18 protein-coding genes are annotated in these 24,421 nt (G+C 74.1%); 6 read left to right on the top strand and 12 right to left on the bottom strand.

Annotated elements, in window-relative coordinates:
* Positions 1-26: 26 nt before the first annotated feature.
* From ACZ50K_RS06360 to ACZ50K_RS06340, 5 genes are all read right to left on the bottom strand, one after another.
* Positions 27-302, bottom strand: a complete 276-nt coding sequence (locus tag ACZ50K_RS06360) for a DUF397 domain-containing protein (RefSeq protein ID WP_468898496.1) — start codon at positions 300-302, stop codon at positions 27-29.
* Between the two features lie 136 nt (positions 303-438).
* The gene (locus tag ACZ50K_RS06355) at positions 439-1,650 is read right to left on the bottom strand and encodes a thiolase domain-containing protein (RefSeq protein ID WP_468898111.1); all 1,212 of its coding nucleotides are present in this window, start codon (positions 1,648-1,650) and stop codon (positions 439-441) included.
* On the bottom strand, positions 1,647-2,705 hold the full coding sequence (locus ACZ50K_RS06350) for a thiolase domain-containing protein (protein WP_468898109.1): 1,059 nt from the start codon (positions 2,703-2,705) through the stop codon (positions 1,647-1,649). Before ACZ50K_RS06350 ends, ACZ50K_RS06355 begins: the two co-directional genes overlap by 4 nt.
* Complete coding sequence (locus ACZ50K_RS06345) at positions 2,705-3,691, bottom strand: Zn-ribbon domain-containing OB-fold protein (protein ID WP_468898107.1); 987 nt, start codon at positions 3,689-3,691, stop codon at positions 2,705-2,707. The genes ACZ50K_RS06350 and ACZ50K_RS06345 overlap by 1 nt, the downstream gene beginning before the upstream one ends.
* A 369-nt stretch (positions 3,692-4,060) precedes the next feature.
* On the bottom strand, positions 4,061-4,861 hold the full coding sequence (locus tag ACZ50K_RS06340; protein ID WP_468898105.1) for a crotonase/enoyl-CoA hydratase family protein: 801 nt from the start codon (positions 4,859-4,861) through the stop codon (positions 4,061-4,063).
* 160 nt (positions 4,862-5,021) lie between these two features.
* Between ACZ50K_RS06340 and ACZ50K_RS06335 the strand changes: the two genes are divergently transcribed.
* A complete protein-coding gene (locus ACZ50K_RS06335) occupies positions 5,022-6,674 on the top strand; it encodes an acyl-CoA synthetase (RefSeq protein ID WP_468898103.1) in 1,653 nt (550 codons plus the stop codon).
* Between the two features lie 15 nt (positions 6,675-6,689).
* Here ACZ50K_RS06335 and ACZ50K_RS06330 read toward each other — a convergent pair whose 3' ends face one another.
* Both ACZ50K_RS06330 and ACZ50K_RS06325 read right to left on the bottom strand, forming a co-directional pair.
* On the bottom strand, positions 6,690-8,144 hold the full coding sequence (locus ACZ50K_RS06330; protein WP_468898101.1) for an MFS transporter: 1,455 nt from the start codon (positions 8,142-8,144) through the stop codon (positions 6,690-6,692).
* Positions 8,141-8,356, bottom strand: a complete 216-nt coding sequence (locus tag ACZ50K_RS06325; RefSeq protein WP_468898099.1) for a hypothetical protein — start codon at positions 8,354-8,356, stop codon at positions 8,141-8,143. The genes ACZ50K_RS06330 and ACZ50K_RS06325 overlap by 4 nt, the downstream gene beginning before the upstream one ends.
* A gap of 168 nt (positions 8,357-8,524) precedes the next feature.
* On the opposite strand from ACZ50K_RS06325, the gene paaK reads away from it, so the two are divergent.
* The 4 genes from paaK (at position 8,525) to ACZ50K_RS06305 (ending at position 14,320) form a co-directional block, all read left to right on the top strand.
* Positions 8,525-9,826 carry a phenylacetate--CoA ligase PaaK gene (gene paaK / locus ACZ50K_RS06320; protein ID WP_468898097.1) on the top strand — a complete coding sequence of 434 codons (1,302 nt, stop codon included), beginning with the start codon at positions 8,525-8,527 and terminating at the stop codon, positions 9,824-9,826.
* A gap of 69 nt (positions 9,827-9,895) precedes the next feature.
* Positions 9,896-10,720, top strand: a complete 825-nt coding sequence (locus ACZ50K_RS06315; RefSeq protein WP_468898095.1) for a YhjD/YihY/BrkB family envelope integrity protein — start codon at positions 9,896-9,898, stop codon at positions 10,718-10,720.
* Positions 10,721-10,762: 42 nt separating this feature from the next.
* Positions 10,763-11,668, top strand: coding sequence for a squalene/phytoene synthase family protein (locus ACZ50K_RS06310; protein ID WP_468898093.1), 906 nt, complete (start codon positions 10,763-10,765; stop codon positions 11,666-11,668).
* A 156-nt stretch (positions 11,669-11,824) separates the two neighbouring features.
* The gene (locus ACZ50K_RS06305; protein ID WP_468898091.1) at positions 11,825-14,320 is read left to right on the top strand and encodes a penicillin acylase family protein; all 2,496 of its coding nucleotides are present in this window, start codon (positions 11,825-11,827) and stop codon (positions 14,318-14,320) included.
* Positions 14,321-14,347: 27 nt separating this feature from the next.
* Here ACZ50K_RS06305 and ACZ50K_RS06300 read toward each other — a convergent pair whose 3' ends face one another.
* From ACZ50K_RS06300 to ACZ50K_RS06290, 3 genes are read right to left on the bottom strand one after another with little or no spacing between them, the layout of a single operon-like run.
* Positions 14,348-15,469, bottom strand: coding sequence for a calcium:cation antiporter (locus ACZ50K_RS06300; RefSeq protein WP_468898089.1), 1,122 nt, complete (start codon positions 15,467-15,469; stop codon positions 14,348-14,350).
* Between the two features lie 60 nt (positions 15,470-15,529).
* Complete coding sequence (locus ACZ50K_RS06295) at positions 15,530-17,092, bottom strand: acyl-CoA synthetase (RefSeq protein WP_468898087.1); 1,563 nt, start codon at positions 17,090-17,092, stop codon at positions 15,530-15,532.
* Positions 17,093-17,106: 14 nt separating this feature from the next.
* Positions 17,107-18,222, bottom strand: a complete 1,116-nt coding sequence (locus ACZ50K_RS06290) for an NAD(P)H-dependent flavin oxidoreductase (protein ID WP_468898085.1) — start codon at positions 18,220-18,222, stop codon at positions 17,107-17,109.
* Between the two features lie 147 nt (positions 18,223-18,369).
* Here ACZ50K_RS06290 and ACZ50K_RS06285 point away from each other — a divergent pair, with 147 nt between their 5' ends.
* On the top strand, positions 18,370-20,307 hold the full coding sequence (locus ACZ50K_RS06285) for a serine hydrolase domain-containing protein (RefSeq protein ID WP_468898083.1): 1,938 nt from the start codon (positions 18,370-18,372) through the stop codon (positions 20,305-20,307).
* 38 nt (positions 20,308-20,345) lie between these two features.
* On the opposite strand, the gene ACZ50K_RS06280 is transcribed toward ACZ50K_RS06285, so the two are convergent.
* Both ACZ50K_RS06280 and ACZ50K_RS06275 read right to left on the bottom strand, forming a co-directional pair.
* The gene (locus tag ACZ50K_RS06280) at positions 20,346-21,953 is read right to left on the bottom strand and encodes a phytoene desaturase family protein (RefSeq protein ID WP_468898081.1); all 1,608 of its coding nucleotides are present in this window, start codon (positions 21,951-21,953) and stop codon (positions 20,346-20,348) included.
* Positions 21,954-22,007: 54 nt separating this feature from the next.
* On the bottom strand, positions 22,008-24,419 hold the full coding sequence (locus ACZ50K_RS06275; protein ID WP_468898079.1) for a serine/threonine-protein kinase: 2,412 nt from the start codon (positions 24,417-24,419) through the stop codon (positions 22,008-22,010).
* Positions 24,420-24,421 lie beyond the last annotated feature (2 nt).

Below are 24,421 nucleotides of genomic sequence, written 5' to 3'. Positions count from 1 at the left end.
CCGTTCGGGCAGGCGCCCGGATCCGCTCAGGTGAGGTCGAACTCGCCGCCGCGGGCGCCGAGGACGAAGGCCCGCCACTCGTCCGGGGCGAAGATCAGCGAAGGGCTCTCCGGGTGCTCGCTGTTGCGCATGGCGATGAACCCCTCGACGAAGGCGATCTGCACGTCGCCGGCGCCCTGGCTGCTGGACTGCCAGTCGGCCCTGGTCAGATCGATGTCCGGCTTGCCCCAGCCGGTGAGCGGATGCTGCGGGACCTGCGGTCCGCCCCGCCGTGAACTCCGCTGCGAACGCTGTGTGGTCATGCTGTCGGCCACGTGGTGCTCCTCCCGAACCGGCTGTGTCGTCCGGGGCCAGGTTATCCACGACGGCGCGTGCCGCACAGGCCACGGTGCGTCACCCGTGGCCGGTGCGGCACCCCGCGCGGAAGCCGGATTCCGTTCAGGTGGTGGGGAGTTCGGAGCCGACCAGCCACATCGCGAAGAACTGCGCGCCGCCGCCGTAGGCATGGCCCATCGCCCGCCGCGCGTCGGTGACCTGGTGTTCTCCGGCCAGGCCGCGCACCTGGAGGGCGGCCTCGGCGAACCGGATCATCCCGGAGGCCCCGATGGGGTTGGTGGACAGCACCCCGCCGGAGGGATTGACCGGGAGGTCACCGTCGAGTTCGGTGACCCCGGCCTCGGTGAGCTTCCAGCCCTCGCCCTCCTCGGCGAAGCCGAGGTTCTCCAGCCACATCGGCTCGTACCAGGAGAAGGGGACGTACATCTCGACGGCGTCGATCTCCCGGCGCGGGTCGGTGATCCCGGCCTGCCGGTAGACGTCCGCGGCGCAGTCCTTGCCGGCCTGCGGGGACACGAAGTCCTTGCCGGCGAACAGGGTGGGTTCGGAGCGCATGGCCCCGCCGTGCACCCAGGCCGGCGGCCGGGGGGCGCGGGCCGCGCCGGCCCGGTCGGTGAGGATCATCGCGCAGGCGCCGTCGGAGGAGGGGCAGGTCTCGGAGTAGCGGATCGGGTCCCACAGCATCGGGGAGGCCTGGACCTTCTCCAGGGTGATGTCGTGTTCGTGGAGGTGCGCGTAGGGGTTCTTCAGGGCGTTCCGGCGGTCCTTGTAGGCGACGAGGGAGCCGACGCCGTCGGGGGCGCCGGTGCGCCGCATGTACGCCCGTACGTGCGGGGCGAAGAAGCCGCCCGCGCCGGCCAGCAGCGGCTGCTGGAAGGGGACGGGCAGCGAGAGGCCCCACATGGCGTTGGACTCGGACTGCTTCTCGAAGGCGAGGGTGAGGACGGTCCGGTGGACGCGGGCGGCCACCAGGTTGGCGGCGACCAGGGCGGTGGATCCGCCGACCGAGCCGGCGGTGTGCACGCGCAGCATGGGCTTGCCGACCGCGCCGAGGGCGTCGGCGAGGTACAGCTCGGGCATCATCACCCCCTCGAAGAAGTCGGGGGCCTTGCCGATGACGACCGCGTCGATGTCCGCCCAGGTCAGTTCGGCGTCCGCGAGGGCGCGGGTGGCGGCCTCGCGGACCAGCCCGGCGATGGAGACGTCGTGCCGGGCGGCGACGTGCTTGGTCTGCCCGACGCCGACGACCGCCACCGGCTCCTTGTGCGTACGGGACGCGGCGGGGCCTGCCGGGGCCGCGGGTGCTGCGCTCATCGGGGGTCTCCTTCCAGGACGGCCACCAGGTTCTGCTGGAGGCAGGGGCCCGAGGTGGCGTGGGCGACGGCCCGGTCGGAGGCGCCCCGGTGGATGCGGGCCGCGGCCTCGCCGATCCGGATGAGTCCGGCCGCCATCATCGGGTTGGCGGCGAGGGCGCCGCCCGAGGGGTTGACGGTGACGTCCGCGCCGAGGCCGAGGGCCTTGCGCAGGACCACTTCCTGGGAGGAGAACGGGGCGTGCAGTTCGGCGGTGTCCACCGGCCGGTCGAACAGGCCTGCGTGTTCGGCGGCGGTGCGGGCCGACGGGGAGTCGGTGAGCTCGCGCAGGCCGAGGTTGTGGGCCTCGATGCGGTGGTCGATGCCGGTGATCCAGGCGGGCCGTGCGCAGAGCGCGCGGGCGGTGTCCCCGGCGGCGAGGATCACGGCGGCGGCGCCGTCGCCGATGGGCGGGCAGTCCCCGGTGCGCAGCGGCCGGACCTGGTAGTCGCCCTGCGGGACGGCGCCGCTGAGCTGGGCGTGCGGGTTGCCGGCCGCGTCGGCGCGGCTTCGGGCGCCGATGGCCGCGAGGGCCTTCTCGTCGGTCTCCCCCGCGTCGATCAGGGCCTGGGCCTGGAGGGCGGCCAGGGCGACCGCGTCGGGCCAGAGCGGCGCCAGGTAGTAGGGGTCGAGCTGGCGGGTGAGGACGTCGCGGACCGATCCGGGGGAGGCCTTGCCGTAGGAGTAGACGAGGGCGGTGTCGGCCTCGCCGGTCTGGATCTTCACCCAGGCCTCGTAGAGGGCCCAGGCGCCGTCCATCTCGACGTGGGACTCGGAGATGGGCGGCCAGGCGCCGACCCCGTCGAGGGTCATGGTGAAGGAGAAGGCGCGGCCGGCCAGGTAGTCGCTGGACCCGGAGCAGGTGAAGCCGATGTCGCCGGCCTTGAGCCCGGTGGCGGCGAGCACCTGGTGGAGGACCGGCATCACCATCTCGACTTCGCTGAGTTCGTCGGTGCGGCGCCGGTGGTCGCTCTGGGCGAAGGCGACCACCGCGACCTCGCGTGCTGATCGGGCCATCAGATGAGCTCCTTGTACGCCTCGTAGTCCGCGTCCGGTTCACCGGTGGGGCGGTAGTGGTCGGGGTAGCGGCCGCCCTCGGTCCAGACGGGTTCCACCCGCAGGCCCATCCGGACCTGGTCGTAGGGGATGCCGCCGATCCGGCCGTGCAGGGCGAGGTCGGCGCCGTCCAGGGCGATGTGGGCGTAGACGTAGGGGACGTCGATGTCGAGGTTCTTGGCCTTGATGTTGACGATGCAGAAGGTGGTGACGGTGCCGGCCGGGCCGACCTCGACCCGGTCGGTGGTGGCGACCCCGCAGGTGGGGCAGGCGCCGCGGGGCGGGACGTACACCTTGCGGCAGGAGGGGCAGCGCTCGCCGACGGTCTTCCGGTCGGTCAGGGCGTTGATGTAGGCGGTCTGGGCGCGGCCGGGACTGTAGGTGTAGTCGAGCCGGGCGTGCGCGACGATGCCGGTGACGGCCTCGGGGAACTCCCCGTCGTGCGGGGCGGGTTCGGCGGACTGGGCGGGGTCCTCGCAGGGTTCGAAGCAGGCGATGTCGGTGATGGCGCCGGTGCGTTCGGCGGCCCAGCGGATCCGGACCCGCATGCCGGTGCGCACGGAGTCGGGGCCGGGGGCGTCGAGGGCGTGCAGCAGGCCGGTGCCGGACCCGTCGAGGCGGACCAGGACCCAGGCGAAGGGGGTGCCGAGGGGCTGGCCGGGGCGGGGGTGGTCGTTCCAGGCGAAGGTGGTGACGGTGCCGGTGGGGGCGACCTCGACCAGCTCGCGGATCTCCTCGGCGGTGACCGGGTCGTATTCGGTGGGCGGGACCATGACGGTGCCGTCGGAGGTCTTCACGCCGAGGACCACGCGTTCGCGGAGGCCGGTGAGGAAGGCGCTCTGGACCGGGCCGAGGGAGCGGGTGAAGGGGAACTCGACGACGAGCGGGGCCCGGAGCACTTCGGGCGGGGGCGCGGCGGCTGCTGCGTCTGCTGCGGCTGCGGTCATGGGGGGGCGACTCTCCGATTCTGTCGGCCGGAGCACTGCTCTCGGTCCGGGCCGGTGCTCCGGAAGCGGGCTGGCGCTCCAAGGCCGGAGCAAGGGTCCCGATCCGGAGCGCCGCTCCGGGTTGGGAGGGGGAGGAACGAGGCGGAGGGAGATGGGGTGGGGGCGGCGGGTGGGTACGGAGGGGTGGTGCGGGCGGGTACGGGCAGAGCGCCCCGGGTGCGTACGGCGCGTGGGGCACGCGCGCCCGGCCGGGCCCCGGTCGGGCCGCCACCCCCGGTGGGGCAGGCGGCCCGGCCGGGCGGGCGCCGGCCGGTGGATGCCCGCCCGGCCGGAACCGACGGGCGGCCGCGGGCCCGGGGTCCCCGCCGGTCAGGCGCGGCGGTAGACCGGGGGCCTCTTCTCGGCGAAGGCGCGGGCCCCTTCCTTGGCGTCGGCGGTGTCGAAGACCGGCCAGCCCCGCACCAGTTCGGCCGCCAGCCCCTCCGTCTCCGTCATCTCGGCGGTCTCGTAGACGGAGGCCTTCACCGCCTCCACGGCCAGCGGGCCGCAGGCGTTGATCTGCTCGGCGATCTCCAGGGCCTTGGCCAGCGCCGTGCCGTCCGGCACCACCTGCCCGATCAGCCCGATCCGGGCGGCCTCGGCCGCCGGGTACGGCCGGCCGGTCAGCAGCATCTCCAGCGCGTGCGTCCGCGGGACCTGGCGCGGCAGCCGGACCGTGGACCCGCCGATCGGGAAGAGTCCGCGCCTGACCTCGAACAGCCCGAAGGTGGCGCCCTCCCCCGCGACCCGGATGTCGGTGCCCTGGAGGATCTCGGTGCCGCCGGCCACGCAGTAGCCCTCCACCGCGGCGATCACCGGTTTGCGCGGCCGGTGGTGCCGGAGCATGGCCTTCCAGTGCAGGTCGGGGTCCGCTTTGAGGCGGTCCCGGTAGTGGTCGCCGGCCATCCCCTGGCCGGCCAGGGCCTTGAGGTCCATTCCGGCGCAGAAGTCACCGCCCGCGCCGGTGAGCACCACGGAGCGCACGGTGTCGTCCGCGTCCGCCTCCAGCCAGCCGTCGTAGAGCCCCACGAGCAGGGGCAGCGAGAGCGCGTTCTTCGCCTCTGGCCTGTTCATGGTGAGCACCAGTGTGGCGCCGTGGCGCTCCACGGTGAGGTGTTCGGTCCCACCCATTGCCGTCCTCCCGTCTCAAGACCTAGAACAGGTTGCAGTAGGGGCGGGTGCAGTTCAATAGCTTTCTGACACCTAGTCAGATTTCTTGGGCGCCGGGCTTCCCACTTGCGGGGGGCGGCGCTGTAATGACCGCCATCGGATGAAGAGGTCAGGAGGAACGGTGGAGTACAACCTTGCCGACCTGTTCGAGTCGGTGGTCGACGTGGTACCGGACCGCGAGGCCCTCGTGTACGTGGACCACCCCGGGACCGGCGCCGAGCGCAGGCTGACCTACCGCGAGCTGGACGAGGCCGCCAACCGCCTCGCCCACCACCTGCTGGACAGCGGTCTGGAGCCCGGCGAGCACCTCGGACTGCACCTCTACAACGGCATCGAGTACCTGCAGACGGTGCTGGCCTGTCTGAAGGCGCGCCTCGTCCCGGTCAACGTCAACTACCGCTATGTGGAAGAGGAGCTGGTCTACCTCTACAACGACGCCGACCTGGCCGGACTGGTCTTCGACGCCGAGTTCACCCCGCGGGTCGCGGCGGCCCTGCCGCAGACCTCCAAGCTGCGCCATCTGGTCCGGGTGGGGGAGGTCCCGACGGACGCCCCCGACCTGGAGGTGGTCCCGTTCCCCGAGGCGGAGGCGGCCGGTTCGCCCGCCCGCGGCTTCGCACCGCGCTCCCCCGACGACCTGTTCATCATCTACACCGGCGGCACCACGGGCATGCCCAAGGGCGTGATGTGGCGGCAGGAGGACCTGTTCTTCGCCGGTCTGTTCGGCGGCGCGCCGACCGGTGAGCCGGTCAAGCGGCCCGAGGAGCTCGCCGAACGGGTGGCCGCCGGCGGGGCCGGCCTCACCTTCTTCCCCACTCCCCCGCTGATGCACGGCACCTCCACCCTCACCTCGTTCGTGGCCTTCAACTACGGGCAGCGGATCGTCATCCACCGCAAGTACGCCCCCGAGGAGGTGCTGCGGACCATCCAGAAGGAGAAGGTGTCCAGCGTCTCGCTGGTCGGTGACGCGATGCTGCGGCCACTGGTGGACGCGCTGCGCGGACCGCTCCGGGGCACCGACATGTCCTCGCTGTTCAGCCTCTCCTCCTCCGGGGCGATCATGTCGGACACGGTCCGCGCCCAGTTCCAGGAGCTGGTCCCCAACGTCCTGCTGCTCAACAACTTCGGTTCCTCCGAGTCCGGTTCCAACGGGAAGGCGACCGCGGACTCCGGCCCGGAGAAGGGCTTCCGGCTGGAGGTCAACGAGCGGACCCAGGTGATCGACCCGGTCACCCACGAGCCGGTGCCGATCGGCGAACCCGGCCGTCTGGCGCAGCGCGGCCACGTCCCCCTGGGGTACTACAACGACCCGGTGAAGACCGCCGACACCTTCTTCCAGCGGGACGGGGAGCGGTGGGTGCTGCTCGGTGACATGGCCACGGTGGACGAGGAGGGCATCGTCACGGTGCTGGGGCGCGGCTCCCAGTGCATCAACACCGGCGGCGAGAAGGTCTATCCGGAGGAGGTGGAGGAGGCACTGAAGTCGCACCCCGACGTGTACGACGCCCTGGTCGCCGGGGTGCCGGACGCCCGCTGGGGCAGCCATGTGGCGGCGGTGGTGCAGGTCCGGGCGGGTGCGGCCGAACCGAGTCTGGAGGAGATACAGACCCACTGCCGGACCCGGCTCGCCGGGTACAAGATCCCCCGGCAGCTGGTGATCGCCCCGTCGATCCAGCGTTCGCCGAGCGGCAAGGCGGACTACCGGTGGGCGAAGTCGGTGGCCACCGCCGCCGATCCGGCCGCCGCCTCGCCCGAGCGGGCCGCCGGGGCCTGATCCCGGCGGGCCGGATCAGGGCAGTACGGTTCCGGGGCCGCCGTCCGCCGCCCCGGCCGCCCCGGCCGGCGGTGCGGCCGCGCGGACGCCGGTGCGGCGGAGCAGCGGGAGCAGGGCGACCGCGCCGGCCAGGGCCAGGGCGGCCGCCACCCGCAGCACCGACTCGATCGCCGGACCGTCGGCGGCCGCCCGTGCCGCGGACCCGGCGAGCGTTTCCAGGACGGTGGCGGCCACCGCCACGGCCATCGCGCCGAGGAGTACCAGCGAGGTCAGCACCAGCCCGGAGGCGGCGGCCAGCCGGCTGCCCGGGACGTACGCCTGGGTGGCCACCTGGGTCAGCGCCCAGCCCAGGCCGAGCCCGACGCCGACCACGGCGAACACCACGGTGTAGAGGGCGATCGAGGTGGTCCAGGTGAGGGCCAGCAGGCTGAGCCCGCTGAGCATCAGCCCGAAGGCCATCAGGGCCTCCGGGCGCCAGCGCCGGGCCAGGTGTCCGGACCGGTAGCTCGCGCCGCCCGCACCCACCGACAGGGCCAGGAACACCAGTCCGGATTCGAGCGGGCTGAGCCCGCGGGCCTGCTGGAGGTAGAGCGCGGACAGGACCGCGACCAGGCAGTAGACGATGTTGGAGACCGAGCCGGCCAGGGTGACCGTGACGAACGGCCGGTTGCGCAGCAGCGACAGGTCGAGCAGGGGTTCGGCGGTACGCCGCTCGATCACCAGGAACGCCGCCAGCAGCAGCACCCCGCAGGCCCAGCAGAGCAGGGTGAGCGGGGAGGCCCAGCCCCAGCGGTCGCCCTGGTCCACGGCGAGCATCAGGGCGGACAGACCGCCCGCCACCGTGACGGCCCCGGGCAGGTCCAGTCCGCCGCCGGCCTGTTCGTCGCGGCTGTCGGTGACGCAGCGGAGCATCAGCAGCACCGCGGCGGCACAGAAGGGCACGTTCAGCAGGAAGACCGCGCGCCAGCTGACGTGTTCGGCGAAGGCCCCGCCGACGAACGGGCCCAGGGCGGTGCCGACCGCGCTGAAGGCCAGGACCGTGCCGACCGCCCGGCCCTGCCGGGAGTCCCGGAAGTGGGCGGTGACCACGGCCACCGCCACCGGGAAGATCAGGGCCGCGGTCACCCCCTGGACGACCCGGCCGGCCACCAGCCAGGCGGTGTTCTGGGCGGCCGCGCACACGACCGAGACCACCGCGAAGCCGGTGAGCCCCCACAGGGCCACGGTCCGCCGGCCGTGCACGTCGGCCAGCCGACCACCGATGATCATGAAGGCGCCGAGGGTGAGCATATAGCCGCTGACCAGCCATTGGAGGTCGGTGGTCGGCGTGCCGAAGTCACGGGCGATGACCGGCAGCATCAGGTTCAGCGCGAACCAGTCCATCTGGACCAGCAGCATGGAGATCGCGGCCGCCGCGATGACCCCGCGGTCCCGGCCCGAGAACAGCCGGCCGGGCCGCCCGGCGCTCACAACTTCCCGCGGAGCTCGGCGGCCAGGGTCCGCGTCCACTCTGCCAGCTCGCGCCGGCCGATCCCCTGCCCGAGCTCGGCGGCCTGCGCGTCGGTGAGGCCGTTCGGGCCGGGATCCCCGAGCAGGTACGCCACCTCGGCCAGCAACCCCACCAGGCGCCGCGCTTCGGAGGAGCCGAGCCGTACGGACACGGCGGGTTCGACCTCGGACATGCGGGCCTCCTTCGACGAGGACCTCTCCATCCGACGGTACGCCCCGCCACCCGATCGGGCAGCGCCTCGGGAGAACCACTCGAACGAGTTATTGATTTCCCCGGTCCCCCTCGGGCAATCTACCGAATGATCGGTCGGTCATGCGCGGGTTCGGAGTTCGGGGGAGACATGGGCGGGAACGGGCAGGACCACGGGGACGCGGGCGAGCTGCTCGGCGCCCCGGAACTGGCGGCGCTCCAGCTGGAGCGGCTGCGGGCCACCCTGCGGCGGGTCTACGAACGGGTCCCGTTCTACCGCCGCTCCTTCGACCGGGCCGGCCTGCGCCCCGAGGACTGCCGCACCCTCGCCGATCTGGCCCGTTTCCCCTTCACCACCAAGGCCGACCTCCGGGACGAATACCCCTTCGGGATGCTGGCGGTCCCCCGCTCCGAGCTCCGCCGCATCCACGCCTCCAGCGGCACCACCGGCCGCCCCACCGTGGTCGGCTACACCGCCCGCGACCTCGACATCTGGGCCGAGGTCGTCGCCCGCTCCCTCCGCGCGGCCGGCGCCCGCCCCGGCGACATGGTCCACATCGCGTACGGCTACGGCCTGTTCACCGGCGGCCTCGGCGCCCACTACGGCGCCGAACGGCTCGGCTGCACGGTCGTGCCCGCCTCCGGCGGGATGACGGACCGCCAGGTCCGGCTGATCCAGGACTTCCGGCCCGAGGTCATCATGGTCACCCCCTCCTACATGCTCACCCTGCTCGACGAGATGGAACGCCAGGGCATCGACCCGCGCGGCACCTCGCTGCGCACCGGGGTCTTCGGCGCCGAACCGTGGACGGAGGAGATGCGCCGGGAGATCGAGCAGCGGCTGGACATCACCGCGGTGGACATCTACGGCCTCTCCGAGGTGATCGGCCCCGGCGTGGCACAGGAGTTCTCCGGCAGCCAGGACGGGCTGCACATCTGGGAGGACCACTTCCTCCCCGAGGTCGTGGACCCGGTCACCGGCGAGGTCCTCCCGGACGGCGAGCCCGGCGAGCTGGTCTTCACCTCCCTCACCCGGGACGCCATGCCGCTGATCCGCTACCGCACCAGGGACCTGACCCGGCTGCTGCCGGGCACGGCGGCGCCGGCCTTCCGCCGGATGGAGAAGGTGACCGGCCGCAGCGACGACATGATCATCCTGCGCGGGGTCAACCTCTTCCCCTCGGCCATCGAGGAGATACTCCTCCGCACCCCCGGCATATCCCCGCACTTCCGGCTGCGGCTGACCCGGGAAGCCCGGCTGGACTCCCTCACCATCCGCGCCGAGGCCCGCCCGGACACCGGCCCGGCGGACCGCGAGGCCGCCGCGGCCGCCGTGGTCCGCGCCGTCAAGGAGGACCTCGGGGTCTCGGTCCGCGTGGAGGTGCTGCCCCCGGACACCCTGGAACGCTCGGCCGGGAAGCTCGCCCGCACCGAGGACCTCCGCGACCGCTGAACGCACCTGATCGGGCGCATTTGGGGAGAACCGCCGAGCCGCTCCCGGCCCGGCGGGTAGGGCACTGGGGTGATCCCGACTCTCCGACGGCTGGCGGACCGGCTCCGGGCCTCACCCGCCGGGCTGGCCTGGCGGCGGGGCCGGGAGATCGAGCTGATGCACCGGGCCATGGGCTTCGCCGCGCTCGGCTTCCTCACCCTGGTGCCCCTGCTGGTGGTGGTGGCAGCCGCGGCACCCGGCAGCGGCGAGAACTTCGGCCGCTGGCTGGGCCAGGCCCTCGGAGTGAGCGCCTCCTCACGGGCCCGGGTCGAGATGCTCTTCGGGGCCGCCGACCAGGCCCTGGAGCGCACCACCGCCTTCGGTCTGGCCCTGCTCGCCGTCTTCGGCCTCACCTTCGGCTCGGCCGTCCAGACCGGCTACGAGAAGGTGTGGGACCTGACCACCGCCCGCTGGCACACCATGTGGCGGCATGTGGTCTGGCTGGCCCTGCTGGTCTGCTACCTCGGCCTGCTGGTCATCATCCCGGCCCCCTCCAGAAGCCTCCTCGGCACCCTGACCGGCACCCTCGGCGACCTCATCGGCACCTGCGCCTTCTTCTGGGGCTCCCAGCGGATGCTCCTCGGCGGCCGGGTCCGCTGGCCGGCCCTGCTCCCCGGGGCCGTCGCCACCAGCCTCGGCCTGCTGGGCCTGCGGATCTTCTCCCAGCTGGTGTTCTCCCCGCTGATCGCCTCCAACGCCGTCACCTACGGCTCCTTCGGCACCCTGCTCGTGGTGCAGTCCTGGCTGGTCGGCGTCGGCTTCGTGGTCTACGGCGGCGCCCTCGTCGGCCGCCTCATCCACGAACGCCGCACCCTGCGCCGGCTCCGCCGGGCCGGGGTGCTGCCGTTCGAATGAGCGGGGGTAGCGTGGGGCGACGATCACCCGAGGAGCCGAACCGTGCCCAGCTGGCGCCGCACCCTGACCGCGGCCGAGATCTCCGACCCCGCCGCCCGGGCCGACCACACCGCCGCCGCCCGCCGGGTGATGCGCCGTGAGAAGGCCCCGTACCTGGCCCTGCGGCTGCTGGCCGCACCCGCCCTGGTCCCCCATCTGACGGCCGGTCTGGCCCTGATGAACCTGGTCGACGACACCGCGGAGACCGGTACCCCTCGGCAGCGCGCCGACGGTCTCGCCGCCCTCGCCGCCCGGGTGGACACCGTGCTCTCCGGCGGCCATGACCCCGACCCGGTCCTGCGCGCCTTCGGCCGCGCGGCCGCCGCCCGCGGACTTCCCGCGGACTGGGTCCGCCGGTTCCTCGCCGGAGCGGCCACCGCCGAAGCCGGGTTCACCGGATTCGCCGACGAGCGGGAGTTCCAGGACTACCTCGACGCCTACGCCTGGCCGGGCATCGTGGTGTTCACCGGCCTCCAGTACGAGGGCGGCCCCGACGAGGAGCAGGCCGCGGCCTGGCGCCGGTTCGTGGACGCGGCCCAGCGCGTCGACTTCCTCGCCGATCTGGCCGGCGACCTGGCCGACGGCCGGCTGTGCCTGCCGCTGGACCGGCTGGCCGCGCACGGGGTGGCCCGTACGGACCTGGAGCGGGCCCGGGACACCCCCGGGGTGCGGGCCCTGCTGGCCGCCGAGACCGCCACCGCCCGCACCGCCCTCGCGGCAGCCGCCGATGTGGTGCACCGGGCCCATCCCGGGCTGCGCCGGGTCGGGCGCACCATGCTGGAGCTGATGGACCGCCAGCTGACCCTGGTCGAACGGGCCGGCCCCGCCGCCCTCCGCAAGGACACCGGCTACGGCGCCCTCGCACCCCTCCGGATCCTGCTCCGCGCCCTCCGCGACCGCCGGGTGTAGGCACCGGACGGGGCGGATCTGGAACCGGGCTGATCCCGAACGGTGGAGATACCGAACGGTGGAGATACCGAACGGGATGTCGGCAGATCACCGTGCCCGGCGGTGTGCGTGTGGGAGCGTCGATTCCGCACGCACACAGGCTATTTGGGAGGGACGTTGCACACTTCCGAACGACACCCCGGGCGCCGGGGCGGTGCGCTGTCGCGGCGGATCGCGCTGGCCGCCGCCGCTCTGCTGGCGGCCTCCGTCGCGCTGCCGCAGAGCGCGGCCGGGTCCTCCGGTCCCGGCGCGGCCGCTCCTCCGGCCCGCTCCGACGGGCGGCTGTCCGCCGTCATCCGCTACACCGAGCACGGCATCCCGCACATCCTGGCGAAGAGCTATCCGGACCTGGGCTTCGGGACCGGATGGGCGCAGGCCGCCGACCAGGTGTGCGTGCTCGCCGACGGGTTCCTGACCGTGTCCGGGGAGCGGTCCCGCTGGCTGGGCGCGGACGGGGTCCCGGACGGTTCGCTGTCCTCCGCCACCCGCAACATCTCCAGTGACCTGTACTTCCGGGGTGTCCGGGACTCCCGGACGGTGGAGAAGCTCCTGGCAACGCCGGCCCCGGCCGGTCCGAGCCGGCAGCTGCGGGAGCTGATGCGGGGCTGGGCGGCCGGCTACAACGCCTGGCTGGCGCAGAACCGGATCACCGATCCGGCCTGCCGGGGCGCCGGCTGGGTGCGTCCGGTCACCGAAGCGGACGTGGCCGCCCGCGGTTACGCGATCGCGGTGCTGGGCGGTCAGGGCCGCGGAATCGACGGGATCACCGCGGCCGTACCCCCGGCACCTCCCGTACCCCCGGCGTCCCCCGCACCCCCGGCACCTCCCGCGCCTCCGGCACCTCCGGTGGTGCCCGGGGACGCGGCCCGGGCCGCCGCCGCGTTCTTCGGCACCGCCGCCCTCGACCGGGGTTCCAACGCGGTGGCCTTCTCGGGCGCCACCTCGGCCACCGGCAGCGGACTGCTGCTCGGCAACCCGCACTACCCCTGGCAGGGCGGCCGCCGGTTCTGGCAGTCCCAGCAGACCATCCCCGGCGAGCTCGACGTCTCCGGCGGCTCGCTGCTGGGCACCGCCGTGGTCAACATCGGGTTCAACGAGCGGGTGGCCTGGAGCCACACGGTGGCCACCGGCACCCCGGTCAACCTCCACCAGCTCGCCCTCGACCCGGCCGACCCGACCGCCTATCTGGTCGACGGGGTCTCCGAGCGGATGACCGCCCGGACGGTCACCGTGCCCGTCAAGGACGGCGCCCCGGTCACCCGCACCCAGTGGTGGACCCGCTACGGCCCGGTGGTCACCTCCCTGGGCGCGGCGCTGCCGCTGCCCTGGACCGCCGGTACCGCGTACGCGCTGAACGATCCCAACGCGCTGAACCTGCGCGGCTCCGACACGGCCCTCGCACTGGCCCGGTCCCGGTCGGTGGACGGCGTCGGGCGGGCCCTGGCCCGGACCCAGGGCCTGCCCTGGGTGAACACGGTGGCCGCGGACTCGGCCGGCGGGACCCTGTTCACGCAGAGCCAGGTGCTCCCCCGGATCACCGACGAGCTGGCGGCCCGCTGCTCCACCCCGCTGGGCCGGGCCACCTATCCGGCCTCCGGGCTTGCCGTGCTGGACGGTTCGCGCGGGGACTGCGCGCCGGGCTCGGACCCGGACGCGGTGCAGCCCGGGGTGTTCGGTCCGGCGAAGGCGCCGGTGCTGCGCGGCGCCCCGTACGCGGAGAACTCCAACGACAGCGCGTGGCTGGCCAATGCCGACCGGCCGGTACGGGGCTACGAGCGGATCTGGGGCACCGTCGACACCCCGCGCAGCCTGCGCACCCGCGGGGCCCTGGAGGACGTGGCGGCGATGGCCGCGCGGGGCCGGCTGACGGTGGCGGACCTGCGGGCGCAGCAGTTCGCCAACCGGGCTCCGGCCGGTTCGCTGGCGGCCGCGGACACGGCCCTGGCCTGTGCGGCACTGCCGGACGGCCGGGCGACCGGGAGCGACGGCGCGGTGGTGGACGTGTCGGCGGCCTGCCCGGTGCTGGCGGCCTGGGACCGGACCACGGACACCGGCAGCCGGGGCGCGCTGCTGTTCGACCGGTACTGGCGGAAGCTGGTGGCGGGCACCGCGGCGAAGGACCTGTGGGTGGTGCCGTTCTCGGCGGCCGATCCGGTCCGCACCCCGCACACCCTGAACCGGTCGGCTCCCGGGGTCGCCCGGGCCCTGGCGGACGCGGTGGCGGAGCTGCGGGCGGCCGGGATCGCCCTGGACTCGGCGCTGGGCGAGCACCAGTTCGTGGTGCGCGGCGGGCAGCGGATCCCGGTGGGCGGCGGCACCGAGGCGCTGGGGGTGTGGAACAAGGTGGAGGCGGCCTGGCTGCCGGCCGCCGGCGGCTATGCCGAGGTGACGCACGGCACCAGCCATGTGCAGGCGGTCGGCTGGGACGGCGGGCGCTGCCCGGTGGCGAGCACCCTGCTGGCGTACGGGCAGTCCTCGAACCCCGGTTCGCCGTACTTCGCCGACCAGACCAGGCTGTTCTCCCAGGAGCGCTGGGTGCGGTCCCGGTTCTGCGAGCGGGACATCCTGGCCTCGCCGGCCCTGCGGGTGGTGTGGGCGCGCGAGCGCCGCTGAGCCGGGGTCAGCCCCTGTTCCCCGCCGTCACGGGCTGACGGCGAGGAACAGGTAGGCGGCGAGGATGACCAGGTGGACCCCGCCCTGGAGGAGGGTGGCCCGTCCCGGGACCACGGTGAGCGCGCCCACCATCACGGTGAGGGCGAGCAGCACCATGTGGGTCGGGCCCAGGCCGAGCATCAGGGGGCCGGAGAGCCAGACGGAGGCCAGGGCGATGGCCGGGATGGTCAGGCCGATGCTGGCGATGGCAGAGCCGTAGGCCAGGTTGAGGCTGGTCTGCATCCGGTTGCGGCGGGCCGCCCGGACGGCGGCGAGGGTCTCGGGGAGCAGCACCAGCAGGGCGATGATGACGCCGACCACGGCGTGCGGGAGTCCGGCGTCGGCGACCGCGGACTCGATGGTGGGCGAGACGGCCTTGGCGTCGCCGACCACCGCGATGAGCGCGACCAGCAGCAGGCCCAGGCTGATGAGCGCGGCCCGGGAGGTGGGGGGTTCGGCGTGGTCGTCGGTCGTGGCGGCGGCGGGGGTGCCGGCCGGCGGCTTGGTGTCCACGGGGAGGAAGTAGTCCCGGTGCCGGACGGTCTGGACCGCGACGAACAGTCCGTACAGGGCCAGGGAGGCGACGGCGGCGAAGGTGAGCTGGGCGGTGGAGAACTCCGGGCCGGGCTTGGAGGTGGTGAAGGTGGGCAGCACCAGGCTGAGGGTGGCCAGGGTGGCGACGGTGGCCAGGGCGCCTCCGGAGCCCTCCGCGTTGAACACGGCCACCCGGTTGCGCAGGGCGCCGACCAGGATGGACAGGCCGACGATGCCGTTGCAGGTGATCATGACCGCGGCGAAGACGGTGTCCCGGGCCAGCGAGGAGGTCTTGTCGCTGTTGCCGTCGGCCATCAGGGTGACGATCAGGGCCACTTCGATGACGGTGACGGCGACGGCGAGCACCAGGGAGCCGAAGGGTTCCCCGACCCGGTGGGCGACCACCTCCGCGTGGTGGACGGCGGCGAGGACCGCCCCGGCCAGGCAGAGCGCGACGAGCGCCACCGCCGGGCCGGGCAGGTTCCGCCCCCAGCTCAGCAGCAACGCCACCAGCGCCACCACGGGGACCAGGACGGTCCAGTCGGTCAGGGGAGAGGTGCGCTTCGCCGTACTCATGCCGCTACGCTGTCATATGCCCTGCCTGTCATCAAATACCCCCGCTGGCCGGGCGTACGGCTAGATGGCGCGGGTGTGGCCCTCCCAGTAGGGGTCGCGGAGGCGGCGCTTGTAGAGCTTGCCGTTGGGGTCGCGGGGCATCGTCTCGATGAAGTCCACCGACTTGGGGCGTTTGTAGCCGGCCAGTCGGCGTTCGCAGTGGGCCAGGATCTCGGCGGCGAGGGCGTCGCCGGGGACGAAGCCCTCGGCCGGTTCGACCACCGCCTTGACCTCCTCGCCCCAGGACGGGTGCGGGATCCCGAAGGCGGCGGCGTCGGCCACGGCGGGGTGGCCGAGGAGTTCGGACTCGATCTCGGCCGGATAGATGTTCACCCCGCCCGAGATGATCATGTCGATCTTGCGGTCCCGGAGGAAGAGGTAGCCCTCCTCGTCCAGCACCCCGAGGTCCCCGACGGTGAAGAAGTCGCCGATGCGGTTCTTCCGGGTCTTCCCCTCGTCCTTGTGGTAGCTGAAGCCGCCGGTGCTCATCTTCATGTAGACGGTGCCGAGTTCCCCGGCCGGCAGCCGGTTGCCTTCGTCGTCGAAGACGGCGAGCTCGCTGATCGGCCAGGCCCGGCCGACCGTGCCGGGCTTCTTCAGCCAGTCCTCGGCGGTGGCGAAGGCCCCGCCCCCCTCGCTGGCCGCGTAGTACTCCTCCACGCAGCTCCCCCACCAGTCGATCATCGCCCGTTTGACGTGGTCCGGGCAGGGCGCGGCGCCGTGGATGGCGTGCCGCATGGAGCTCACGTCGTACCGGTCCTTCACGGGCTGCGGGAGGGCCAGCAGCCGGTGGAACTGGGTGGGGACCATATGGGTGTGGGTGGCCGCGTGGGTGTCGATCAGGCGGAGCATCTCCTCGGGGGTCCACTTGTCCATCAGGACCAGCGGGTGCCCGATGTGCAGGGAGGCGCCGGCGAACTGGAGGACGGCGGTGTGGTAGAGCGGGGAGCAGACCAGGTGGACGTTGTCCTCGAAGGGGCGGACCCCGAAGATGCCGAGGAATCCGCCGAGATAGGTCTCCTCCGGGAGTTTGCCGGGCAGCGGGCGGCGGATGCCGCGCGGCCGACCGGTGGTGCCGGAGGTGTAGTTCATCACCCATCCCAGGGTCCGCTCGGCGGGCGGTTCGGCGCTCTGCCCGTCGAGGAGTTCGGGGTACGGGCGGAAGCCGGGTACCGCTCCGACGGCGAAGCGGTGGCTCCCGGGGAGGGCGGCCTCGTCGGCCGCCGCGGTGGCGGCGGCCCCGAACCGCTCGTGGGCGATCAGCACCTTGGCGCCGGAGTCGGCGACGATCCAGGCGATCTCGGGGCCGACCAGGTGGTGGTTGACCGGGACCAGGTAGAAACCGGCCTGGGAGGCGGCCAGGTAGGCGGTGAAGAACTCCACCCCGTTGGGCAGGACCACGGCGAAGGCGTCGCCGCGTTCGAGGCCGGCCGCGCGCAGTCCGTGCACCAGCCGGTTGACGTCGGCGTGCAGCCGGCCGGCGGTCCACTCCTCGCCGGCCGGGGTCACCAGCACGGTCCGGTCGGGGTCGGCGGCTGCCTGGGCCCAGAAGCCGTTGGGCCGGCCGGCGGTCGTGTCGGTCATCTCGGGAACGCTCCTCAGGCTCGGCCGGCGATGCGGTTGATGCGGTCCACGACCCGCTCGAAGCCGCGGGTGAGGTCGTCGAAGACGGCCCGGACACTGCGCTCGGTGTTCATCCGGCCGACGATCTGTCCCACCGGGGTGCCGAGCAGCGGCTGGACCTCGTACTTCTGGATCCGGGACACGGCCTCGGCGACCAGCAGTCCCTGGAGCGGCATCGGGAGGGCTCCCGGGCCGTTCGGGTCGTCCCAGGCGTCCGTCCACTCGGTGCGCAGCTGGCGGGCGGGTTTGCCGGTGAGCGCGCGGGAGCGGACGGTGTCGCCGGAGCCGGCGGCGAGGAGCTTCTCGGTGAGGGCGCGGGAGTGCAGGTCGGCCTCGGTGGTGGTGAGCCAGAGGGAGCCGAGCCAGGCGCCCTGGGCGCCCAGGGCCAGTCCGGCGGCGATCTGCTCTCCGCTGCCGATCCCGCCGGCGGCGAGCACCGGCAGCGGGGCCACGGCCTCGACGATCTCCGGGACCAGCACCATGGTGGCGATCTCGCCGGTGTGGCCGCCGGCCTCGTACCCCTGGGCGACCACGATGTCGATGCCGGCTTCGGCGTGCCGGCGGGCGTGTTTGGCGCTGCCGGCCAGGGCGGCGACCAGGACCCCGTGCTCGTGGGCGCGGGCGATGACGTCCTCGGGCGGTGAACCGAGGGCGTTGGCCAGGAGTTTGATGGGGTAGTCGAAGGCGACGTCGAGCTGGTTGCGGGCGACCTGCTCCATCCATCCGGTGATCCGCCAGCCGGAGGCCTCGCCCTCGGGGAGGCCGGGGACCCGGTGCTTGGCGAGGGTCTCGCGGACGAACTCCCGGTGGCCGGCCGGGATCATGGCCTCGATGTCGGCTTCGGTGATCCCGCCGACCGCGTCGACCGCCTTCTTGGCGGGCATCACCACATCGAGGCCGTAGGGCTTGCCGTCGGTGTGGTCCTGCATCCAGTCGAGATCGCGTCTGAGGTCGTCGGGGGCGGTGTAGCGGACGGCTCCGAGCACTCCGAAACCTCCGGCCCGGGTGATGGCCGCGGCGACTGCCGGGAAGGGTGTGAAGCCGAAGACGGCGTGCTCGACTCCCAGTTTGCGGCTCAGCTCGGTCTTCATGGGCGGCAGGATGCCGCAGCGCGGCGACCGAGGGAAGAGGTTTTCTGATGCAGTGTCAGATTCTTTGCCGGGCCGTCCGGGCGGGGAGTGCGCGGCCCGCGGGCAGATAACCGTTAGCGTGCGCGACGAGCGACAGGAGGTCCGGCCATGGGCGGACACACGGGGGCACCGGCACGATCCGGCGGAACGGCCGTCGGCCACGGCGGGCCCGGACCCGGCGGGAACGGACCCGCGGCCGGGGGGACGGAGCGGACCGGCGGAACGGAACGCGCCGGGGTCGGGCGGCGGCGGCTGGGGGTCCGGCTGCTCGCGCTCGGCGGGGTGCTGCTGCTCGGGGCCGGACTGCCCCGGGGGACCGGAGCCGCGGCGGCCGGCGGGTCCGCCGGCGGGGCGGCCGAACGGCGGGCCCTTCAGGGCCTGCGGCTGCGCTACGGCTCGGCCCGGCAGGCCGGACTTCTGGAGCGCCAGCTGGAGGCCACCGCCGACGCGGCCCGCAGGTTCCTCGGCCCCTCCCCCGAACACCCCTACTACGCCGGGGCCGTGGTCCTCGCCGGCCGGGGCCGCACCGTGGCCCTGCACCGGGCGATGGGCGACGCCGTCCGCTACTCCGACTACGACGGCCGGACCGACCGGGCCGGCGAGTTCCCGGCCGCCGAACGGATCGCGATGGCCGAGGACACCGTCTTCGACCTGGCCTCGCTGACCAAGCTGTTCACCTCGGTGCTGGCCGTGCAGCAGATGGAGCGGGGCCGGCTGGCCCTGGAGGCGCCGGTCCGCCGCTACCTGCCCGAGTTCACCGGCGGCGGCAAGGAGCTCGTCACCGTCCGCCAGCTCCTCACCCACACCTCCGGACTGCGCTCCTGGGCGCCGTTCTACCTACAGCCCGACCGGGCGGGACAGCTGAGGCTGCTGTGGTCGGTGAAGCCGCAGGAACCCCCGGGGAGCGTCTACCGATACTCCGACCTCAATCTGATCGCCCTGCAACTGCTCCTGGAACGGATCACCGAACGCACCCTGGACGTCCTGCTCCACGACGAGATCACCGCTCCGCTCGGGATGCGCCGCACGCGTTTCAACCCACCGCTCTCCTGGCGGCGCGGCACCGCCGCCACCGAGGTCCAGCGCCCCCCGTGGTCCGGACTGGACCGCGGCCTGGTCTGGGGCTCGGTCCACGACGAGAACGCCCACGCCCTCGGCGGGGTCGCCGGCCACGCCGGGGTGTTCGGCACCGCCTGGGACCTGGCCCTGCTGGCCCGCGCCCTCCTCGACGGCGGCGCGTACGCCGGGAAGCGCATCCTGCGCCCCGCCTCCGTGGAACTCCTGTTCACCGACTTCAACACCGCCTTTCCCGGCGACGACCACGGCCTCGGCTTCGAGCTCTACCAGCACTGGTACATGGGCGCCATGGCCACCCCGCACTCCGCCGGCCACACCGGCTTCACCGGCACCTCCCTCGTCCTCGACCCCTCCACCGACTCCTATCTGGTCCTGCTCGGCAACTCCGTTCACCCGGTGCGGACCTGGCGGGCCGGCAGCGCGCCGCGGGTGGCCGTCGGCAACGCCTTCGCCCGAGCCGTCCCGGTCCGCACCCGGCACGGCGGGCCCGCCTGGTTCTCCGGGATGACCCCGGCCGCCGCCGGCACCCTGACCCTGCCCCCGATCACCCCGTCCGGCCCCGGGGCCCGGCTGCGCTGCGCCGTCTGGTGGGACACCGTGCCCGGCGAGGGCTTCCTCCACCTGGAGGCGGCCCCGGCCGACACACCCGACACCCCCGACGGGCCGTGGCGCCCGGTGCCCTTCCGTACCGAACGCACCGGCGGGGGCAGCGCCGAGGAGTGGCCCGAGGGACGGGTCGGCGGCTGGTCCGGCCGGATCTGGCACCGGCTGGAAGCCTCCCTCGCCGACTGGGCCGGCCGGCCCCTGCGCCTGCGGTTCCGGCACACCGCCGACGGCCGCTACGTGGGCCGGGGCGTCTACCTGGACGTCCTGCGCGTCGGCGAACCGGGCCGGCTGCTGTTCTCCGAGGACCGGCCCGCCGACGCGGCCCGGATCGAGGTGGCCGGCTGGCAGCGCTCCGCCGACTGAACGGCATCCGACCCGCGTGGCCGTCCGCCCTGCGGTGGTCAGCGGCCCAGGGCCGCCATGGCCGCGTTGTGGCCGGGGATCCCGCTGACCCCGCCGCCCCGGCGGGCGCCCGCCCCGCACAGCAGGACCGCCGGGTGCCCGGTCTCCACCCCCCAGCGGCCGCCGGTGCCGTCCGGGCCGGCGGGCTCCTCCTCGTACGGCCAGGACAGGTCCCGGTGGAAGATGTTGCCGCCGGGCAGCCGCAGTTCGCGGTCCAGGTCGAGCGGGCTCTTCGCCTCGATGCAGGGCCGGCCGTCCGCGTCCAGGGCCAGGCAGTCGGCGATCGGTTCGGCGAGGTGCCCGTCCAGTTGGGCCAGGGTGGCCGCGAGCAGCACCTCCTTCGCCTGGTCCGGGCCCCCGCCGTGCTTCTCGAACAGCCGGGCCGGGGTGTGCAGTCCGAAGAGGGTGAGGGTCTGGTAGCCCTGGGCCGCCAGTTCGGGGGCCAGGATCCCGGGATCGGTCAGCGAGTGGCAGTAGATCTCCGAGGGCGGGGCGGACGGGAGTTCCCCGGCCGCCGCCTGGGCGTGCGCGCGGGCGAGTTCGGCATAGCCCTCCCCGATGTGGAAGGTGCCGGCGAACGCCTCCGCCGGGTCCGCCGAGGTGTCCTTGAGCCGGGGCAGCCGGCGCAGCAGCATGTTGACCTTCAGCTGGGCGCCCTCGGCCGGTTCCGGCGGGGTCTCGCCGAGCAGCCGGGCCAGCTCCCGGGGTGCCGCGTTCACCAGGACCCGGCGCCCGGCGACCACGCCCTCGCCGCCGGCCGTACGGAAGGCGACCTCGGCGCCGGCGGTCCCGTCGGGGTCGATGCGCAGCGCCTCGTGCCCGGTGACGATCTCGGCGCCGGCCGACCGGGCGGCGACCGCGAGGGCGTCGGTGAGGGCGCCCATCCCGCCGACGGGCACGTCCCAGTCCCCGGTGCCGCCGCCGATCACGTGGTAGAGGAAGCAGCGGTTCTGCGCGAGGGAGGGGTCGTGGGCGTCGGCGAAGGTGCCGATGAGTCCGTCGGTGAGGACCACCCCGCGCACCAGGTCGTCGGCGAACCGCTCCTCGACGGTCCGCCCGAGGGGTTCCTCGAACAGGGTCCGCCAGGCCGTTTCGTCGCCGACTCGTTCCCGCAGGGCGGCACGGCTGGGGAGGGGTTCGGTGAGGGTGGGGAAGACCCGTTCGGCGACCCGGGCGGTCATCCCGTAGAAGGCCCGCCAGCGCTCGTACTCCCGGTCCGAGCCGGTGAGCCGGGCGAAGGACTCCCTGGTCCGGGCCTCGTCGCCGCCGACGAGCAGGCCGGTGGGGCGGCCGTCGCGGACGGTCGGGGTGTAGGAGGCGACGGTGCGTTTGCGGACCTCGAACCGCAGCCGCAGATCGCGGACGATCTTCGGGGGTAGCAGGGACACCAGGTAGGAGTAGCGGGAGAGCCGGGCGTCCACGCCCGGGAACGGGCGGGTGGAGACGGCGGCCCCGCCGGTGTGCCCGAGTCTTTCGAGGACCAGTACGGAGCGCCCGGCGCGGGCCAGATAGGCGGCGGCGACCAGCCCGTTGTGGCCGCCGCCGACGATGACGGCGTCGTACACGTCCTGTGAGAAGCCCCGGGCCCTGCCGTTCCAGTTCGTCATGGCTCTTCGTAACACGCCCCGGCCCGGCCGGACCAGAGGCCGGACGGGAAGGGGTCACGCGCCGACGGCGGGCGGCAGGGCGCTGCCGTAGGTGGAGCCGCGGCCGCGGAGGTCGGCGATCCGGGTGCGGAGCGCGGCGGCCTCGGCGGCCAGGGCCAGCCGTTCCAGGCAGTGGGCCTGGTCGCCGAGGGCGTCCAGGGTGTCGGGGTGGTCGGCGCCCAGGGCCCGTTCGCGTGCTCCGGCGATCTCCCGGTACAGCGGGAGGGCCTCGTCCCAGCGGCCGAGCCAGCCCAGTCCGACGGCGATCTCGCGGCGGCTGACCAGGGTGTCGGGGTGGTCGGCGCCGAGGACCCGGGCGCGCAGTCCGCCGACCTGGCGGGCCTCGTCGAGGGCCTCCTCCCAGCGGGCCAGACGGCCCAGGTTGACGCCGAGGACATGGCGGGCGCGGAGGGTCTCGGGGTCGGTGGCTCCGTAGGCGCGGGTGCGGTCGCGGACCAGCGAGCGGTACAGGTCGAGGGCCTCGGGGCCGTGGCCGAGCCGGCCGAGGGCGATGCCGACCTCGTAGCGGGCGTCGAGGGTGTCGGGGTGGTCGGGGCCGAGGCCGCGTTCGCGGGCGGCGGCGACCTGCCGGTAGCCGTCGAGGGCCTCCTGCCAGCGGCCGAGCCGGCCGAGGGCGTAGGCGGCCTCGTAGCGGGTGAGGAGGGTGTCCGGGTGGTCGGGGCCCAGGATCCGGGCGCGGATCGCGGCGACCTCGTCGGCGGCCCGGTGGGCTTCGGCGTGCCGGCCGAGCCGGCCGAGGGTGCAGACCAGGTTGTGGTGGCAGAGGAGGGTGTCGGGGTGCTCGGCGCCGGTGGTGCGGACCCGGTCGGCGAGCACCGCGGTGTACACCTCGTGGGCCTGCTGGTAGCGGCCGAGCTGGCCGAGGACGTATCCGGTCTCCTGGCGGGCGGCGAGGGTGTCGGGGTGGTCGGGGCCGAGCACCCGGGCCCGGATCGCGGCGATCTCCCGGAATTCGGCGAGGGCTTCGGCGGGCCGGCCGGCCCGGCTGAGGTCGGCGGCGGCCTCGTGGCGTACCGCGAGGGTGCCGGGGTGCTCGGGGTCGTGGGCGCCGAAGGTGCCGTGGGCCGCGGGGATGCCGTACGGGCCGGTCAGCCGGGGGTCCTCGGCGGGTCCGGGCCGGGGTGCGGGCCACGGCCCGGTGTACGGGGCGGCGTTCCGGCCGGGCGGCGCCACGGCGGGCCCGGCGGGACCGGGGGACGGGACGGGGGCCCCGGGCAGCACGGAGGGAACCCCGGCACCGGGCGGGGCGGACGGCACCGCGGCACCGGCCGGGGCGGTGGCTTCGGGTCGGGCGGGGGCGTTGGCTCCGGCCGGGGCCGGGGCCGGGGCCGGGGTCTGGGCGGCCGGGGTCTGGGCGGCCGGGGTCTGGGCGGCCGGGGTCTGGGCGGCCGGGGCGGCGGGCGGCTGGGGGGCCGTCCACGAGCCGGTGAGGACCGTCCACGCGCCGCTGGCCGAGCGGGCCTCCAGGTTCGCCTTGCGGCCGGCGGTCATCCCGCGGGCCCAGCCGGGCAGCTCGGCGGCCGGGGCGGCGGGGGCGGCCAGGGGGCCGCGGCGGCCCTCGACCAGCCGCAGATGGAGCCGGCGGGCGTGCGCGGGCCGGTCCTCGGGCCGCTTGGCGAGGAGGTCCAGGACCACCTGTTCGAAGTATTCGGGCAGCTCGGGCCGGTGCCGGCGGAGCGGGACCGGTTCGGTGTCCCGGTGTCCCACCAGCACCGACCAGGAGTCGCCGAGGTCGAACGGCGGCGCCCCGGTGGCGATCTCGTAGAGCACGCAGCCCAGCGAGTAGAGGTCGCTGCTGTGGTCGACCTCGCCGCCCGCGATCTGCTCCGGGGACATGTAGTGCGGGGTGCCCATGGCCATGCCGCCGCCGGTCAGCTTGGCGGTGAAGCCGATGTCGTGGGCCAGCCGGGCGATGCCGAAGTCGCAGATCTTCACGGTGCCGTCGGTGAGCCGCATGATGTTGGCCGGCTTGAGGTCCCGGTGCACCACGCCCTGCTCGTGGGTGTACGCGAGGGCGCCGGCGACCTGTTCGGCGATGTCCACGACCATGTCCACGGGCAGCGGGCCGCGGCCGTGGTCCTCCATCAGCTGGCTGAGGTTGCGGCCCTCCAGTAGCTCCATCACCAGGAACAGCATGCCGCCGGAGGCGCTCTCGTCCCCGAAGTCGTGGACCACGGTGACCCCGCGGTGCTGGAGGGAGGCCGCCACCCGGGCCTCCCGACGGAACCGCTCGCGGAGCACCTGGGTGAAGTGGGCGTCCTGTTCCGGGCCGAGCGGCTTGAGGCACTTGACGGCCACCTGGCGGCCGAGGGACTCGTCCCGGGCCCGCCAGACCTCGCCCATACCGCCCCGGCCGATCAGGTCGAGTGACCGGTACCGGCCATGGATCAGTCTGCTTTCCGCCATCT

The sequence above is a fragment of the Streptomyces sp. NPDC033845 genome (assembly GCF_055576225.1).
This window is presented reverse-complemented; position numbering and strand designations above follow the sequence as displayed.

Excerpts from the sequence above, each read along its gene's own strand:
- ACZ50K_RS06275 (WP_468898079.1), bottom strand. The coding sequence starts at position 24,419 with ATGGCGGAAAGCAGACTGATCCATGGCCGGTACCGGTCACTCGACCTG.
- ACZ50K_RS06325 (WP_468898099.1), bottom strand. The coding sequence starts at position 8,356 with ATGTCCGAGGTCGAACCCGCCGTGTCCGTACGGCTCGGCTCCTCCGAA.
- ACZ50K_RS06355 (WP_468898111.1), bottom strand. The coding sequence starts at position 1,650 with ATGAGCGCAGCACCCGCGGCCCCGGCAGGCCCCGCCGCGTCCCGTACG.
- ACZ50K_RS06285 (WP_468898083.1), top strand. The coding sequence starts at position 18,370 with ATGGGCGGACACACGGGGGCACCGGCACGATCCGGCGGAACGGCCGTC.
- ACZ50K_RS06295 (WP_468898087.1), bottom strand. The coding sequence starts at position 17,092 with ATGACCGACACGACCGCCGGCCGGCCCAACGGCTTCTGGGCCCAGGCA.
- ACZ50K_RS06345 (WP_468898107.1), bottom strand. The coding sequence starts at position 3,691 with ATGACCGCAGCCGCAGCAGACGCAGCAGCCGCCGCGCCCCCGCCCGAA.
- paaK (WP_468898097.1), top strand. The coding sequence starts at position 8,525 with ATGGGCGGGAACGGGCAGGACCACGGGGACGCGGGCGAGCTGCTCGGC.
- ACZ50K_RS06300 (WP_468898089.1), bottom strand. The coding sequence starts at position 15,469 with ATGAGTACGGCGAAGCGCACCTCTCCCCTGACCGACTGGACCGTCCTG.
- ACZ50K_RS06290 (WP_468898085.1), bottom strand. The coding sequence starts at position 18,222 with ATGAAGACCGAGCTGAGCCGCAAACTGGGAGTCGAGCACGCCGTCTTC.
- ACZ50K_RS06280 (WP_468898081.1), bottom strand. The coding sequence starts at position 21,953 with ATGACGAACTGGAACGGCAGGGCCCGGGGCTTCTCACAGGACGTGTAC.
- ACZ50K_RS06350 (WP_468898109.1), bottom strand. The coding sequence starts at position 2,705 with ATGGCCCGATCAGCACGCGAGGTCGCGGTGGTCGCCTTCGCCCAGAGC.
- ACZ50K_RS06360 (WP_468898496.1), bottom strand. The coding sequence starts at position 302 with ATGACCACACAGCGTTCGCAGCGGAGTTCACGGCGGGGCGGACCGCAG.
- ACZ50K_RS06340 (WP_468898105.1), bottom strand. The coding sequence starts at position 4,861 with ATGGGTGGGACCGAACACCTCACCGTGGAGCGCCACGGCGCCACACTG.